This window comes from Sorangium sp. So ce367, from assembly GCF_051520455.1.
GTDB classification, from domain to species: Bacteria; Myxococcota_A; Polyangia; order Polyangiales; family Polyangiaceae; genus Sorangium; species Sorangium cellulosum_B.
On the sequence record NZ_CP150334.1, the window covers coordinates 4,831,742 to 4,846,868 of the forward strand.

General features: G+C 71.4%; 15 protein-coding genes. 7 read left to right on the forward strand and 8 right to left on the reverse strand.

From position 1 onward, the window contains the following. The first annotated feature begins 155 nt into the window (after nucleotides 1–155). Both WME97_RS18365 and WME97_RS18370 read left to right on the forward strand, forming a co-directional pair. Nucleotides 156–920 (forward strand): zinc-dependent peptidase, encoded by a 765-nt coding sequence (locus WME97_RS18365; protein ID WP_437553398.1) that lies wholly within the window; start codon nucleotides 156–158, stop codon nucleotides 918–920. 76 nt (nucleotides 921–996) lie between these two features. After that, complete coding sequence (locus WME97_RS18370; RefSeq protein WP_437553400.1) at nucleotides 997–1,737, forward strand: hypothetical protein; 741 nt, start codon at nucleotides 997–999, stop codon at nucleotides 1,735–1,737. Nucleotides 1,738–1,886: 149 nt separating this feature from the next. On the opposite strand, the gene WME97_RS18375 is transcribed toward WME97_RS18370, so the two are convergent. From WME97_RS18375 to WME97_RS18385, 3 genes are read right to left on the reverse strand one after another with little or no spacing between them, the layout of a single operon-like run. Continuing rightward, nucleotides 1,887–2,474, reverse strand: a complete 588-nt coding sequence (locus WME97_RS18375) for a hypothetical protein (protein ID WP_437553402.1) — start codon at nucleotides 2,472–2,474, stop codon at nucleotides 1,887–1,889. 9 nt (nucleotides 2,475–2,483) lie between these two features. Further along, nucleotides 2,484–4,619 carry a molybdopterin cofactor-binding domain-containing protein gene (locus WME97_RS18380; RefSeq protein ID WP_437553404.1) on the reverse strand — a complete coding sequence of 712 codons (2,136 nt, stop codon included), beginning with the start codon at nucleotides 4,617–4,619 and terminating at the stop codon, nucleotides 2,484–2,486. Then, entirely contained in the window at nucleotides 4,616–5,077 is a 462-nt protein-coding gene (locus tag WME97_RS18385; RefSeq protein ID WP_437553406.1) for a (2Fe-2S)-binding protein, read from the reverse strand. The genes WME97_RS18380 and WME97_RS18385 overlap by 4 nt, the downstream gene beginning before the upstream one ends. 234 nt (nucleotides 5,078–5,311) lie before the next feature. Here WME97_RS18385 and WME97_RS18390 point away from each other — a divergent pair, with 234 nt between their 5' ends. Further along, nucleotides 5,312–6,976 carry an NTP transferase domain-containing protein gene (locus WME97_RS18390; RefSeq protein WP_437553408.1) on the forward strand — a complete coding sequence of 555 codons (1,665 nt, stop codon included), beginning with the start codon at nucleotides 5,312–5,314 and terminating at the stop codon, nucleotides 6,974–6,976. Here WME97_RS18390 and WME97_RS18395 read toward each other — a convergent pair whose 3' ends face one another. Next, nucleotides 6,977–7,744, reverse strand: coding sequence for a hypothetical protein (locus WME97_RS18395; RefSeq protein WP_437553410.1), 768 nt, complete (start codon nucleotides 7,742–7,744; stop codon nucleotides 6,977–6,979). An 82-nt stretch (nucleotides 7,745–7,826) separates the two neighbouring features. Then, complete coding sequence (locus WME97_RS18400; protein ID WP_437553412.1) at nucleotides 7,827–8,351, reverse strand: hypothetical protein; 525 nt, start codon at nucleotides 8,349–8,351, stop codon at nucleotides 7,827–7,829. A gap of 325 nt (nucleotides 8,352–8,676) precedes the next feature. On the opposite strand from WME97_RS18400, the gene WME97_RS18405 reads away from it, so the two are divergent. Beyond that, nucleotides 8,677–9,246: an SgcJ/EcaC family oxidoreductase gene (locus tag WME97_RS18405; protein ID WP_437553414.1), complete on the forward strand. Its 570-nt coding sequence runs from the start codon at nucleotides 8,677–8,679 to the stop codon at nucleotides 9,244–9,246. Nucleotides 9,247–9,279: 33 nt separating this feature from the next. On the opposite strand, the gene WME97_RS18410 is transcribed toward WME97_RS18405, so the two are convergent. Then, a complete protein-coding gene (locus tag WME97_RS18410) occupies nucleotides 9,280–10,524 on the reverse strand; it encodes a glutathionylspermidine synthase family protein (RefSeq protein WP_437553416.1) in 1,245 nt (414 codons plus the stop codon). Continuing rightward, a complete protein-coding gene (locus WME97_RS18415) occupies nucleotides 10,521–11,372 on the reverse strand; it encodes a DUF350 domain-containing protein (RefSeq protein WP_437553418.1) in 852 nt (283 codons plus the stop codon). The genes WME97_RS18410 and WME97_RS18415 overlap by 4 nt, the downstream gene beginning before the upstream one ends. A 159-nt stretch (nucleotides 11,373–11,531) precedes the next feature. Between WME97_RS18415 and WME97_RS18420 the strand changes: the two genes are divergently transcribed. The 3 genes from WME97_RS18420 to WME97_RS18430 are packed head-to-tail and all read left to right on the forward strand — an operon-like array spanning nucleotide 11,532 to nucleotide 14,403. Further along, a complete protein-coding gene (locus WME97_RS18420) occupies nucleotides 11,532–12,473 on the forward strand; it encodes a hypothetical protein (RefSeq protein WP_437553419.1) in 942 nt (313 codons plus the stop codon). 5 nt (nucleotides 12,474–12,478) lie between these two features. Continuing rightward, on the forward strand, nucleotides 12,479–13,828 hold the full coding sequence (locus tag WME97_RS18425) for a hypothetical protein (RefSeq protein ID WP_437555422.1): 1,350 nt from the start codon (nucleotides 12,479–12,481) through the stop codon (nucleotides 13,826–13,828). A 2-nt stretch (nucleotides 13,829–13,830) separates the two neighbouring features. After that, entirely contained in the window at nucleotides 13,831–14,403 is a 573-nt protein-coding gene (locus tag WME97_RS18430; RefSeq protein ID WP_437553421.1) for a hypothetical protein, read from the forward strand. A gap of 110 nt (nucleotides 14,404–14,513) precedes the next feature. On the opposite strand, the gene WME97_RS18435 is transcribed toward WME97_RS18430, so the two are convergent. Further along, nucleotides 14,514–15,119, reverse strand: a complete 606-nt coding sequence (locus WME97_RS18435; protein ID WP_437553423.1) for a hypothetical protein — start codon at nucleotides 15,117–15,119, stop codon at nucleotides 14,514–14,516. Between the last annotated feature and the right edge of the window lie 8 nt (nucleotides 15,120–15,127).

Below are 15,127 nucleotides of genomic sequence, written 5' to 3' on the forward strand. Positions count from 1 at the left end.
GCCGCAGGCGGCGCGCCTGCTCAGGGCGGCGCCGCGGACCCTCGTTGCTGCCATGGCAGCAGGCGGTGGTGATCCGCTGCTGCGGCACGGGCACTCCGCGAGGGCCGCTCACCGCTCTTCCGACAGCGCCACGCGAGCGGGTAAGGTGGTCGTCGATGCTGGCCTTTCTCAGGAAGCGGCGGCGCGACGCCGTCCGCCGTGAGCCCTTTCCTCCCGCGTGGCGCGAGATCCTCGACCGGAACGTGCCCTGCTTCGGCCGCCTTCCGGCCGAGGACCAGCAGGAGCTCCTCGGGCATATCCAGGTCTTTCTGGACGAGAAGCCGTTCGAGGGGTGCGGCGGCCTGGAGATCACCGACGAGATCCGGGTCACGGTGGCGGCGCAGGCGTGCCTCCTCCTCTTGCACCGCGAGACCGACTACTACCCTGAGCTCGAGGTCGTCCTCGTTTACCCGAGCACCTACGTGGCCCGCGGCCGGGAGGTGCGGGAGGGGGGCGTCGTCGTCGAGGGCGATCACGCGCGGCTCGGAGAGTCGTGGTCGCGGGGGTCGGTCGTGCTCGCGTGGGACGGCGTGCTCGCGGGCGCGGCGGACATGAGCGACGGTCACAACCTCGTGCTCCACGAGTTCGCGCACCAGCTCGACCAGGAGGAAGGGCCCGCCGACGGCGCGCCCGAGCTGCCCGAGCGCTCGATGTACGCGGCGTGGGCGCGCATCCTCGGCCGCGAGTACGAGCGCCTCCTCCGCGACGAGGCGAGCCTCAAGCGCACGGTGATCGACCCGTACGGCGCGACGAACCCGGCCGAGTTCTTCGCCGTCGTCACCGAGGCCTTCTTCGAGAAGCCACGGAAGCTCAGGGCGAAGCACCCGGAGCTCTACGAGCAGCTGAAGGCGTTCTACTGCCAGGACCCGGCCGGCCGGTAGCGGCGCCGCTCAGCGTCGGCGCCGCGCGGGCCGATCGCCCGAGCGCCGCCGGTCGTGGTATCTCCCGGCTCCCCCGATGGCCCGAAAGCGCAAAGGCAGGTCCCGCAAGGGCGGCGTGTCCTCCGCTCCTCGCCCGGCGTCTCCCGCGTCGCCTGCGGCCGCCGCGCCGCCCGCGAGGCGCGTGCGCTCCTTCCGCCTTCGCCTCGACATCACCGCCCTCGAGCTCGCCTCCGGCCACGACGGCCTCCTCCGCGGCGCGCCCGAGCCTGTCCTCCTCCTCGCCGCGTACCTCCTCGTTCCCCATGACCCGACCGGCACGGCGGGGCTCACGCCCCCTCGTCCGCTGGGCCGCACCCTTGTCCGCTTCCGCCCGCCGGAGGGCCGCTTCCCCGCCGTCGTCACGCTGCGCGCGCCGCTCTCGTTCAAGGCCCGCGCTCGCGCCCGCGAGGACGACCGCGTCCTGCTTCTCGCCCTCGCCGTCGAGGAGGACGCCGGCAAGGAAGTCGAGCGGCTCTACGCCCACCTCACCGATGCAAAGCACCTTCGCCTCTGGGACCTCGACGCGCCCGTGCCCGCACCGCTGGCGCCCGCCGAGCTCATCGCTGCGCCGTACCTGCGGGAGAACGTGGCTCCGGTGCGCGTCGGCGTGCTCGACGACGGCGGCGATCTCCGCGACACCTGCCGCGAGGACGATTTCGTCGGCGCCTGCGCGGCCGTCGTCTCGACCGCTCGCCACGAGGACACGCTCCGCTTCCACTTCGTCTCGGCCGACGGCCGCAACGACTGGACCGCCGTGACAAGCGTCAGCGTCGATTGACGCCAGCCCTCGTCGGTAGGGGCGTCAGGGCCAAGGGGCGTCGCGCTCCGCCGGCGCTCCGACACGGACCCGATGTCGAGGCGGGACACGACCCCATGCGCCGCATCATAGAGCAGGCGCTGCCCGGCGGCGAAGCGCGTGACCGTCGATCATCCACCCGGGCAGGGCGCGCCGGCGCGGGCCCAGGTCTCCCACGCAGCGACGAACTCGGCGTAGGGCGTCGGGATGGGCGTGCGGCCAGCGCCAGGGTTCCAGCCCCAGGTCACGAGGGGATCCTCGAGGTGGACGCGCAACGCCGCCATGTCCTTGCCGCCATTGCGCTTCGGATCCTTGATCTGCTCGCACAGGGCGCCCGGGGCGACACCGACGAACACCATCGGCATCTCGGGAGGCGGCATGTGCCAGCCCTTCGAGACGCCCGGCGGCACGTGCGTGCCAAAGCTGTTCGGCGGGTTGGTCGGCCCGTGGCACGTCGTGCACTCCGCGCCTGGCATGCCGTGGCCTGTGGGGCCGCGGAGCACGAACTGCGTGTGCAGGCGGCCCTCGTCGCCCTGGAGCGGCACGTCGCCGGCAGGGTGACAGTTCTGGCAGCGAGGGTGCTGGAGCACGCCGCGCACGGTCTCGAACGCGGCGAGGGCGGTCTCGCGGCTGACCGGCGACGGCGAGGGCGCGGCCCCGGGCGTCTGTCCCCCGCACGCGGCGAGGAGAGAGGCGAGGACAAGAGAGGATCGGATCATGGTCAGTTCCTAGGCGAGGCGAAACGGAAGGGAGCGCAGCCGCTGCTTGGTCAGCGCGAACACTGCGTTCGCCACGGCCGGCGCGATCGGCGCGGTGGCGGGCTCCCCGATGCCGCCCATCTTGGCCTTGCTCGGGATGAGATGGACGGCGATGCGCGGCATGTCGAACATCCGGAGCATGGGGTAGTCGTGGAAGTTGCTCTCCTGGACCTTCCCCTCGGCGATGTTGATCTTGCCGTAGAGCGCGGCCGTGAGGCCGAAAGCGACGCTTCCCTGGATCTGCGCCTCGATGCCGAGCGGGTTCACCGCCGTACCGCAATCGACGCTGCAGGTGACCGAGTGGACGCGGATGCGCCCCTTCTCGATCGAGACCTCGGCGACCTCGGCGATGATGGAGCCGAACGACTCGTGCATCGCGAGCCCCCGCGCCCGCCCCGGCGCGGGCGCGGTGCCCCAGCCGGCCTTCTCGGCGGCGACCTTCAGGGCGTTCGCGTGCCGCGGCTTGTCCTTGAGCAGCTCGAGGCGGTACGCGAGCGGATCCTGCCCTGCTGCGTGCGCCAGCTCGTCCACCATGCTCTCCACCGCGAAGGCCGTGTGGGTGTTGCCGACCGAGCGCCACCACAGCACGGTGACCGGCGTCCTCGGCGAGTGCAGCGACACGCGGAGCGCGGGCGTCCGCTCGACATAGGGCGACTCGGCGATCCCTTCCACCGAGGTCAAGTCGACGCCGTTCTTCGTGACGAACGACTCGAGCGGCGTGCCGGCGACGATCGACTGGCCCACGACCACCTGATCCCACGCCGCCGGCAGGCCGCGCGCGTCGACGCCGACCTGGATCCGGTGGACGAAGGCGGGGCGGTAAAAGCCGCCGCGCATGTCGTCCTCCCGCGTCCACACGACCTTCACCGGCACGCCGGCGGCCTTCGCGACGATCACGGCCTCCCCGACGAAATCCGCCACGGGGCTGGCGCGCCGCCCGAAGCCGCCGCCGAGGAACGTCGTGTGGATCTGGACCTTGTCGGGCGTCGTGCCGAGGATCTTCGCCGCGGCCATCTGGTCGCCGGTCTGGAACTGCGTGCCGGTCCAGATCTCGCAGCGATCGCCGTCGATCTTGACCGTACAGTTGAGCGGCTCCATCGGCGCGTGCGCGAGGTAGGGCACGTCGTACTCCGCCTCGAGCCGGGATTTGGCCGCGGCGAGCGCGTCTTCCACCTTGCCGACGCTGGCGGCGACGGTGCCGGGCGTCCGCGCCTTCGCGTGGAACTCGGCGAGCAGCTTGGCGCTGTCGGCCCCGCCTCCCTCGGGCTGCGTCCACTCGGCGCGGAGCGCGTCGCGCCCGAGCTTGGCGGCCCAGAAATGCGCGGCGACGACGGCGACGCCGTTCGCGGTGGGGACGACCTTCTCGACGCCGGGCACCTTGAGGGCGTCGGCGGCGTCGAACTTGACGAGCTTGGCGCCGAACGCCGGCGGGCGCAGCACCACGGCGGTGCGGAGCCCGGGGAAGTGCACGTCGAGCCCGAACTGCGCCTTGCCCGTGATCTTCTCCGGCGTGTCGATGCGGCGCACGAGGGTGCCGATCAGCTTCCAGTCCTTGGGGTCCTTCAGCTTCACCTTCGCCGGCGGGGCGAGCTTCATCGCCTCCTCGGCGAGCTGGCCAAAGGTCAGCTTGTCCTTGCCGTGGGTGACGACGCCGTTCGCGGCGGTGCACGCCGCGGGCGAGACCTTCCACCGGGCGGCCGCCGCGCGCAGCAGCATGTCCTTCGCCATCGCGCCGACGGTGCGATAGCGCTCGAATTCGCTGTTCGTCGTCGTCGACCCCCCGGTCATCTGGAACTGCAACACCGGATGGCCGTAGACCGGCGCGGTCGGCGCGTGCTCCGACCGCACCTTCGACCAGTCGCACTCGAGCTCCTCGGCGATCAGCATCGCGAGCCCGGTCCAGATGCCCTGGCCCATCTCGGAGTGCGCGAGCACCACGGTCACGGACTCGTCGGTGCCGACGCGGACGAACGCGTTCGGCGAGAGCGGCGGCGGCTGCGCCGCCTTCGGCGCGGCGCGGACGCCCTGCGGGACGTAGAAGCTGATCAGGAGCCCGGCCGCCGAGCCCGCGGCCGCTTGCAAGAAGTCACGCCGGGAGACGGTCACTTGCCACCTCGCTTGAGCCTCGACGCGAGGATCACCGCTTCGCGCACACGAACGTACGTCCCGCAGCGACACACGTTGCCGGACAGCGCAGCGTCGATGTCGGCGTCGCTCGGATCCGGCTTCTGTTCGAGCAAGGCGACCGCGGTCATGATCTGCCCGGACTGGCAGTACCCGCACTGGACGACGTCGGCCTGCGCCCACGCCTGCTGCACCGCGTGCGACCCGTCGGGCGACAGGCCTTCGATCGTCGTCACCTTGCGCGACCCGACGCTGGACACCGGCAGGACGCACGAGCGCGCTGGTTTGCCGTCGATGTGGACCGTGCATGCGCCGCACTGGGCCATGCCACAGCCGTATTTGGTGCCGGTCAATCCCAGCAGATCGCGGAGCACCCAGAGCAGGGGCATCTCTGGACTGGCATCCACGTCACGAACAACGCCGTTGACATCGAGCTTCATGGCCGTTCAGGCCATACTTTTGGGCCGGCGCGCCGTCAAGCGACTGCACATGTTCTTATCATTTCTTCACCATCGGTCATCGGCCCGGGGGCGCCGGTGCTCTGTCACGCTCGCACCCCCGACCGCGAGCGGCCGAGCGGCGTGCAGGGCGATCGGTCACCAGCGTTACCAGCGTCGCCAGCGACGATGAACGCCCTGGCGGGCGCGCCACGAAGGGTGAATGATGCCGGGCGCATGAACGAGCTTGAGCGGATCGTGCGCGAAGCGGCGACATTGGTGGCAGAGCGGTCACCGTTTCTCCTCGCGACGGTCGTGCGGGTGTCGGGGTCGTCGTACCGGCGTCCGGGCGCGCGGATGCTGGTCGCCGGCGATCGCTGGGTATCCGGGTGTGTGAGCGGCGGCTGTCTCGAGGGCGACGTGATGCTCCGCGGAGAGCACCGGTGCCGCGATGGCGCCGTGGTGGTCACGTACGACTCGACCACCGAAGACGGGGAGACGTGGGGGGTGGGGCTCGGCTGCAACGGCGTCGTCGATGTCCTGCTCGAGCACGTCGCGGCCGGCGCGACCCACGACGCGCTCGCGTTCGCCGCCGCCTGCTTCGCGGAGGAGACCGCCGGCACGCTGGTCACGGTGATCCGCTCGACGGCCGGCGCGGTCCGGGTCGGCGCGCGCCTCGCGTTCGGTCCGCCGTGCGCGCTCGCGCACCCGGTGACCGATCCGGCCGCACGCTCCGCGATCGAGGCCGCGGCGCGGGGGCCGGCCGGCGTCGTGGAGCTCGACGGGCTGGGGATCACCGTGCTCGTCGAGAAGATCGCGCCGTCGCCGCAGCTCTTCGTGCTCGGGAGCGGTCACGACGCGGTGTCCGTCGTGACGCTCGCGACGTCGGTCGGGTTCCGGGTCACGGTCGCCGGTCCCACGATCCGCCAGGGCGCCCGGTTCCGCGCCGCGGATCGCGTCGTCTCGACCGGCGGCGCGGCGGATCGCCTCCGCGCGCTCATCGACGCCGCGGCCGAGCCGTACGTCGTGATCATGCACCATCAGGTCACGCCGGATCGCGACGCGCTCGCCGTCGCCCTCGCGTCGCGCGCCCGCTACATCGGCGTGCTCGGGCCCGCGCGCCGCACGCGCGATCTCCTCGCCGAGATCGGCCACCCCGGCGACGATCCGCGGCTCCACGCGCCGATCGGGCTCGATCTCGGCGCCGAGACGCCCGAGCAGATCGCGCTCTCGATCGTGGGCGAGCTCCAGGCCGTCGCGCGCCGGGCGCAGGGGGGAAAGCTCCGCGCCCGTGCCCGGCCTCTGCACGCGCGCGTGGCGCTGGCCGTGCTCGCCGCCGGCGGCTCACGTCGCCTCGGTCGCCCCAAGCAGCTCGTCGAGCTCGACGGAGCGCCGCTCGTCCGGCGCGTGGCGACCACGTGCGTCGAGGCGCGTTCCGGACCGGTCGGCGTCGTGCTCGGCGCCAGCGCCGGCGCGGTCGCGCGCGCGCTCGGCGATCTGGAGGTCGCGCACATCGCGAACGATGGCTGGGAAGAGGGCATCGCCTCCTCGGTCCGCGCCGCGGTCCGGTGGGCGGAGGCCTCGAAGGCCGACGCGCTCCTGATCGCGCTCGCGGACCAGCCCCTGCTCACGGTCGAGCACGTCACCGCGCTGCGGGACGCGTGGCTCGCGGGCGCGTCGATCGCCGCGTCGCGGTTCGGCGGCGTCGTCGGCGCGCCGGCGGTGTTCGACCGATCTCGCTGGGACGCGCTCTCGCGCCTCCAGGGCGACCAGGGCGCCGGCCGCCTGCTGCGCGTCGAGGACGTCGCGGCGATCGACTGGGCGGGCGGGGCGATCGACGTCGATACGGCCGACGACGTGCGCGCGCTCGGCGGCCACGCGCCGGCGAACCCGCCGAGCTGATCACCAGCAGCTGTAGTCGTAAACCGTGCGCGACGTCTCCCCGAGGCGCTCGACCAGCAGATCACCGTCGAAGACGTAGGTGAAGGCCGGGATCGATGGGCTGGGCGTGCCGTCGAGCGGGTTCACCCCCTGCTCCCGGCGGAGGAGACGACAACCCTCGTAGACGATCTCCGTCGTGATGGTCGGCAGATCATCCGAGAAGCGGTCGAACGTCAGCTGAGCGGGGCGCCCCTGGTCATCGCGGTCGTATCGGACGAAGTAGTCGTCGTTCCCATAGGTGATCGCCCGCGCGTCGTCGTTGTAGTCGATCTCGAGGACACGGGTGTCGGCCGGGCCGGTCCGGGTCATGCGGACCATGCGCTCGCCCTCGTAGTCGAAGGTGTGTGTGTGGGTTTCGCTGCCCAGCGTCTCGACCGCTCCGACGAGACGCTGGCCGTCGTATTCGTAAACGAACGATATCTCCTGTCCCGTGTCCGTCTCCGTGTCCGTCTGGGCGCACGGTCCGGGATGAGGCCCATACATCCACGGACCGAGCTCCGGCATGGGGACGCGGCCAACGAGCTCTGGACAGCCCGTCGCGCCGCCGCCCCCGCCTCCCTCACCAGACCCGCCAGCGCCGCCCGTGCCTGTCGACGCCGCCGAGCCTGAAGCGCCGGCGCCCCCGCTCCCCGACGTCTCGTCGGAGCCCTCGTCGTCACCGCAAGCCACGAGCGTGAGCAGGCACATCGTGGCCAGGTATCCGCACGTCCTGAAGACAAATCGATGCATCTCTCTCCTCATCCGTCAACCTGGGTCGGGTCGCCGGGTCGTCGCGCCCCGGTCGTCGGAATGCCAACCTGGGGCGGGTTCCTCAGACATCCTGGTACGCGACCGTGATACCGGACGTCCGACCTTGGCCCTCGAGCAACAAGCCGGTGGGGCCAAGGAGAACCTCGTCGACCGAATTGAGAACGAAACCTGGCTCCAGCTCCGGCGGCCCATCGCCGAGCCAGCGGAGGAGCGCCTCGTGCGCGAAGAAGCGCGCGAGCTCCCTGGCGAGGATGGGGTTCTTCACTGCCTCTGCCGCGCCGGGGAAGTCCGCGTCGATGAGCGCCCTGTCGAGCGCCTCCGTCGGCTCGGGAAAGCGCCTCGTATCCTCGATGAGCGCTGGAAGCTGCCCGGGCTCTGCCAGGAAAGCAACGAAGTATGCGCCGGGGAGCTCCAGGGAGTAGGAAATCAGGGGCACGTCCGGGGTGCGCCAATGCTGGCCGAAGTTCATCGCGCGAACCGACAACGATTCGAAGGGCACCGGCCGGCCGTCCACGAAGGCGGACGCCCTCAACTCCAGGAACCGGGCTCGCAACGCGCGTCGGCTCAGTCCGGCGATCGACATCATGACGTCAGGATGACATCGCGGTGCGCGGTGAACGCGAGCTCCTTCAAGAACCTGTGATCCCAAGCGCAGCTCATCGCCTCAACAGCACCGCCGGGCAGCGCGCGCGGCGGACCCAGCGGAAACCCAAGCGTACCTATCCGCGGCCGCCCTGGCAACCTACGATTCCGCCGAGCGCTGATCCTCGATGACGGTGCGAGCGAATCAACGCCTGTTCCACGTGATCGAGGCACCTCTACCGCCCGCGAGGACAGCAGGTTGACCCGCAGCCAGGATCGAGCGCGCCGCTGGTTGACGTCTCGCGCCGGTTCGCAGTAAGGGGCGTACCATGCATAGAGCCCTCGCCCTGGCTGCGCTCCCGCTCCTGGTCCTCGCGTGCGCCCCCGCGACGCCCCAGCCTGTCGCGCCGGCGGCGCCAGCGCCGGCCATCGCGGCGGCGGCGCCCGACGCCCGCGAGCAGGCGGCGCTGGGGGAGCAGCTCGTCGCCGCCTTCAACGACGCCTGGAACCGGCACGACATGGATGCGTTCGCCGCGCTTCAAGCGGAGGACGCCGATTTCGTGAACATCTTCGGGATGTGGTGGCATGGGCGGGAGGAGATCCGCGCGAATCACGTCGGCATTCACAAGACCGTCTTTGCAAAGAGCCGGCTCGCCAGCGTGCGTGTCGAGACACGCTTCGTCGCGCCGGATCTCGCGGTCGTCCGCTGGGCATGGGAGCTGACGGGCGTCGTCACCCCGGATGGCCAGCCCGTGCCCGACATGCAGGGCATCCTTGTGCACGTGGCGCGGCGCGCGGGGGACCGGCTCCAGATCGTGACGACGCAGAACACGCAGGCCACGGCCGACGCGTTCCGCGCGGTGCGCGCCATGGATGCCCCGGCCCGACCCGCCCAGTAGCCGCCCGCGGGCGCGTCCGCCCGGCGAACGCGCCTACCGCACGAGCGCCGGCGCGCTCAGCGCGGCCACGTCGGTCATCCCGGCCTGGACGCGCGCGTAGATGCCGCACGCCTCGCCGGCGATCAGGTAGATCCCGTAGTTGACCGACTCGCGCCGCGCGTTCTCCAGCGCGGAGAAGTACCGCTGCGCGATCCACCGCCCCTCCCGGGCCTTGGCCAGGGACGCGCGCCAGACCTCGTCGGGGGTGTGGCGCCCGAGGATCACCTCTTCTCCCTCGGCGCCGTAATCGCTCTTCAGGACCCACTCCTCGCGCTGCGCGAGGAGCAGCTCGGGGTGCACCGTCTCCAGCCGCGACGTCACCGGGACGTGACGCTGGATCACCGACTGCGCGTGCGGCGAGAAGCGATGGAGGTGCTCCCACATGAACGCCATCGAGCGCTTGTTCTGCGGCAGCACGGCGCCGAGCGGGTTCAGGATTGCGGCGCGCCCGTCGGCCGCGGCGGACAGCACGGCGCCGAGCGGGCCGGCGAGCGGCTCGGCGTCGGGGATCTGCTCGTCGGTCCACACGCTCGAGCGCTCTCCCCACCAGTCCGTCTTGTAATGGCGCAAGAGGACCGAGAAGGGGACGTCGAAGAGCGACAGGCCGCGCTCGTCGTGGCCGAGGTTGTACGGCGAGCCGAGGAGCACGGAATACCCGCGCTCCGTGAGCCAGCGCTGGTAAAGGCGGATGACCGAGAGGTCCTCGGTGAACTCCGTCGGATAGACGAAGCCGAGGCGCCGCGTCGCGGCCTCGCCGAGGAGCGCACGGGCGACCTCGTCCACCATCGCGCAGAACCGGGCGCCGAGCTCGCCGTTGGGGTCGCGCGCGCCCGGATGATCCGGCGCAGCGAGCGCGCTCAGCACGACCGCCTCCGCCTCGCCCGTCGGCGTGTCGCAGTTCAGCTCGGCGATCGCCGGGCCCTCGTCCGTCAGGAAGACGTCGGCGCGCGCGATGCCGTGCCACAGCGGCTGTGACGAGAGCCACATCGCCTTCTGACAGGGCGTCAGACAGAAGAAGTCGTCGAGCAGCGACGGCTCGTCCGCGACGATCAGGCAAAGCTCGTTGTAGACGGCCGCGACCTCCTCGGCGGCGCGGTACAGGGCGCGCTGCTCGGCGGCCGTGACGAACACCGGCTCCTCCCGGAAGCGCGGGGCGCCGTCGAACCAGGGGTCGGTGATGAGGCCCGTGTCGACGATCTTCGCGGCGAAGGCGTCGTAGGCGTGGTCAGCGGAGGTCATAGGAGGCGCGCGATGGCGATCGCGGTCGCGAGGTAGGTCGTCGCCTCGAGCGCGCCGAGCCCCTCGTTGCGGTCGGCCGCGATGCCCGCGTCGAGGCGGCCGCCGCGCAGCGCGAGCGGCGCGCCGAGCAGCACGCTCTGCACAAGGAGCTGCCGCACAGGGTAGAGGGCGAACAGATAGAGCAGCACCCCGCCATAGCCCTTCAGCGAGATGAAGAGACCCTCGAAGTCGCCCTCCAGCGCCCGCGCGATGATGATGGCCACCGCGATCGAGGCGCCGGCGTAGCTCAGCGCGGCGGCGAGGTTCTCTCCCTGGATCTGCTCGGCGTCATCGTACGTGGTGAGCGCCCGGAAGAGCGAGATGAACACGTGCAGCGTGATCTGCGCGAGGACGAAGAAGCCGAGGGAGATCGCGAGATCGCCGAGATCCTTGCCCGCGATCGCGCGCGAGGTGATGAGCCCGGTCGCCACGTAGTGCGCGCCCGCCGCGAGCCCCGCGGCCGCGTTGCCGCGCTCGATCTCGGCCGGGAGCCGCGCCCTGAGCAGAAGGCGGATCCCGAGCTGGCCGGTCGCGAGCACGAGGAGCAGGCCCACGACGGCGAACGCGCTCACCCAGAGGAGGTCGCGCGCGAAGCCTTCCCCCTCGAGGCAATTCTTCACGGCGTTCGCGGCGACGAGGAACACCGCGAGGACCTGGCCCACCGTGAGCAGCCGGCGGGCGGCGTTGCTCTCCGTGAGATCGCGGGCGACCGTGTGCGCCGGTGAGAAGACCCTCTGCCCGATGCGCAGCAGGGCGAGCAGAGCGAGCGTGGTGCCCAGCCCGAACCCCATGACGTAGGACAGATCCATGGGACGCACGCTACAGAACGCGCCGCGCCCTCACAAGCCCAAGCCTCGCGTCACGCCGCCGCGAGGCGCGGGCCGGTTTCGGGGTTTGCGGGGCGCCCCGGGCTTTGTGATATGGGTAGGCCTGCCGGGCTGTGACGCCCCGGCTCCGGCGGCGGACCCATGGTCGAACCTCCTTGTGACTCCGGCATCCAGGGCGTCTTCGCGCGACCCTATATCGATCTCGAGCCGTACCTCGACCTCGCCCCGCTCGACGAGATCCACGAGGAGATCTGCCTCGGGCTCACGCAGGTGCCGATCGATTACACCGGCGGCAGCCACCGCACGATGGGCATCATGCCACCTTCGCGCAGCGGCGAGGCGTTCGCCGACTACGGCGAGGTGATCCGCGGCCTCGGCGACGAGGAGTTCGCCACGTTCCAGCGCCTCTCGGACGACCCTTCGTCGATCGAGAGCTCCGCGCGCGCCGGGCTCGAGTTCGGCGAGGAGCGCGAGATCCCGCTCTCCCGGCGGCAGATGCTGTGGCTCAAGTTCCGTCATGGGGTCTACTTCCCCTGGAAGGTCTATGTCGAGCTCATCCCGAACCGCTATTGGAGCGACAAGAGCCGGAGTGAAGGCAAGGACTTCACCCGTCTGGCGAAGTCGTTCTTCCCGAGGACGATCGCCTACGTGAAGCGCCTGCCGTTCGCGTCGATAGGGCGTTGCAACATCATGGGTCTCGAGGCCAACGATCACGGCACGGTGCACCACGACGGGGAGGGGAGAGCGCCGGACAGCGAGCCCGACCACTTCATCACGCTCTGTCCCGCGGGCAACAAGCGCCTGTTCCTGTGGGACGAGCGGGCGCGGCGGAAGACGGCGGTCGCCGGCCGGGCCTACTGGTTCAACGATCACGATTACCACGGCGTCGAGGCGGACCCGTACTTCAGGTACTCGGTGCGCATCGACGGCACCTTCACGCCGGAGTTCATCGAGGCGCTCCGGCGCGACCACGCGCGGGCGGTCGATGTCACGCCGCCCGCGCCGCCCGCGCCGCCCGCGCCGCCCGCGCCGCCGGCGCAGGCCGAGCGCGCGCCGCAGGGCGCCGGGGAGGCCGCCGCGTGAGCCAGATGGACGAGCCGTTCGAGCGCGCCGAGGTGCTCGACAAGCCCGGGATCGTCGGGGCGCGCTGGTGGCACAAGGGCCTGGCCGACGCGCCGAAGGACGCGTCGCGGCGGAACGCGATCCTGGCCGCGCTCGGCGCGGTCGGGCTCGTCGGCGTGGCGGCCGCGATCGCCGTGGCCGCGGACGGGTGCTCGGACGACGAGACCGCGGTGCAGAGGAAGCGGGCGCTCGACATGCAGCGGACGTTTGGCTGGAGCTTCGGCGCCGCGCAGGAGAGCGTGACGTTCGACGGCGAGTCGAAGAAGCCGTTCGACCGGGCCGCGCTCGCGAGGATGTCCACCGACCTCAGGCCGGCGGACGAGGGCGCGCGCGCTTACTACGTGCCCGCGCTGTTCGAGTCGCCGTCGGCCGTGCCCACGCTCGTCGCCGAGGGGGATCCGGCGCCCATCACGCCGCTCGGCGACGTGCTCCGGCCGATCTTCACGCCGGCGATGGACCGCGCCTACCGGAGCGGCAAGGCGCTCGCGTCGCTCCTCCTCGCCGCCCGGACGGACAGCGGCCTTCGCCGCGACATCGCGGTCATCGTGGATCTCGACGGCCCCGAGTCGGTGGCCTTTGCCGCCGGCGCGGCGGAGGCGTTCGACCCGGTGTTCACGTTCGACAACTGGCCGCACCCGCGGGGCGTCGTCAAGGCGCACCTGACGCTCGCCTCGGCGGCGTACTACCAGCCGCTCTTCGCCCGCTCGGTTCCCGGCCCCCGCGCGACGATGTTCGTCCTCGATCGACAGCGGCTCTCGCCCTATTCGGACGACGCCACGCAGTTCGACAACCGGCATGTCGCGAGGCTCCCGTCCGCCGATGCGCTCTGGGACCGAGGGGTTCGCCATGTGCTGGTCGTGGTGCCCACGGAGAGGGACACGACCGAGTCCGACGACCTCAACGACGACCTCGTTGCGTTCCGGTCGCGCCGGCTCGACGTCGGGTTGATGGCCGCGAACGTCTTTGCCGCCGACCCGGCGGAGCCGAAGCCCGCGAACGAGACGGAGGACTGGCCTCCCTGCTACTATGGCGGCCGCGCCGCGTCGCACGGCTGGTTCTGGATGGACTATCCGTGGGGGCTGCCCCCTCGCCCGGCGCCGGTCGAGCCGAGCGCGCCGAGGCCCGGCAAATCGTACGTGCCGGCGCAGCGCGCGACGGCGTTCTCGAGCGGCACCGCGTCGAGCGGGGTGTCGCCGGGCCCGGACGGCTTCGGGACGGTGCCAGTCGTCGTGGCGCTCGGCACCGGCGTGATCCTCGGCGCGGCCCTCAGCCGGAGCGGCTCGTGGAACCGGGCTTCGGGCGGATACGGAGGCTGACCGTGGAGCACTCGATCTTCGCGATGGAGGTGTGCGCGCGCATGGACCCCGGGAGCACGCTGCAGCGCGCGCTGCACGATGCCGTCCAGGTCCAGTTCGAGAAGATGAGCCTGCAATACAAGTGGTACCAGTACCGCCGCGCGCAGATGGCGCTGCTGTCCAACCTGCACGCCCTCGAGAAGGGGTGCTGGGACTACTTCGATGACGACTCCCGGGCGCTCAACGATTACGGCATGTGGTCCCGCGGCATGATCACGGAGGAGGGCGCGCGCAAGGGGCCGTCGGGGACGCCGGACCCGTACCGCGGCCAGCCCCGCTACCTGACCTTCACGATGGCGTTCCTGCTGATCCAGGGCTCACCCACGGATCGGATGCTCCGAACGGTCTGCGACATCCCCAAGGACCGCCTGTGGCGCCGCGACGTGTTTGGCCACATCCTCCAGAACCTCGGCCACGTGAGCTTCGCCAGCGTGAAGTCGGATGTCATCTACCTGATCCCGCGGGACGAGGGCTGGGCGCTGACGGCCGACGATCTGACGGATCCCAAGTTCCACTACTTGCGGAAGATCGTGTAAACCGAGGGATACCGCTTCGAGAAGGTCCACGAGGAGTCGAAGGGCGAGACGCCCGCCCGCCGGCGCGTGGGATTGGCCGGCAGAGGTGAGAGCAGCAGTCGGCCGCTGCCTTACCAGGCGTCGATCTCGTTCGAGAGCGGCACGCGCGCCGGCAGGCCGAAGAGGCGCGCGGCGAGCTGCGCGGAGAGCCCCGCGGCGAGCGCGTTGTACGTGCTGGCGTCCTCGTCATAGCGCCTTCGCTCGATGCTCACCCGGTTGTCCGCGCCGGCGAGCTCCGCGTCGCGCTCGGGCGAGGGCGCCGCGCCCTCGTGGCGCGCGCGGGTGCGCTCCCGGCGCTCGACGACGTTCTCGACCTGCGCCCTCCTGCGTTCCACCTCGGCGCGCCCCTGCTCCAGCGAGGCGCGCGCCGAGAGGAGCAGGCCGCCGAGCACCAGGGCGATCGCCGAGAGGGCGGCGCCCGCCCAGCGGAGTCGCCGCCGGGCCGCGGCCCTCCGCGCCGCCTCGCGCTGCCGCCGCGCCGCGAGTTCCTCCACCGCCCGGCGCACGTGGTGGGGTGGTATCTCGAGCTCGGCGCCGACGCGCTCGAGATCCTCGATGCGGAGCCGATCCTTGTCCGCCTCGGCGAGGCGCGCGGCGAGCGCGATCACCTCGTCGACGTCCTCGTAATCGACCTTCCTCGCCTGCTCCGCTTCGAGCTCTGTCGCACGCTCGTTCATCGACGTTC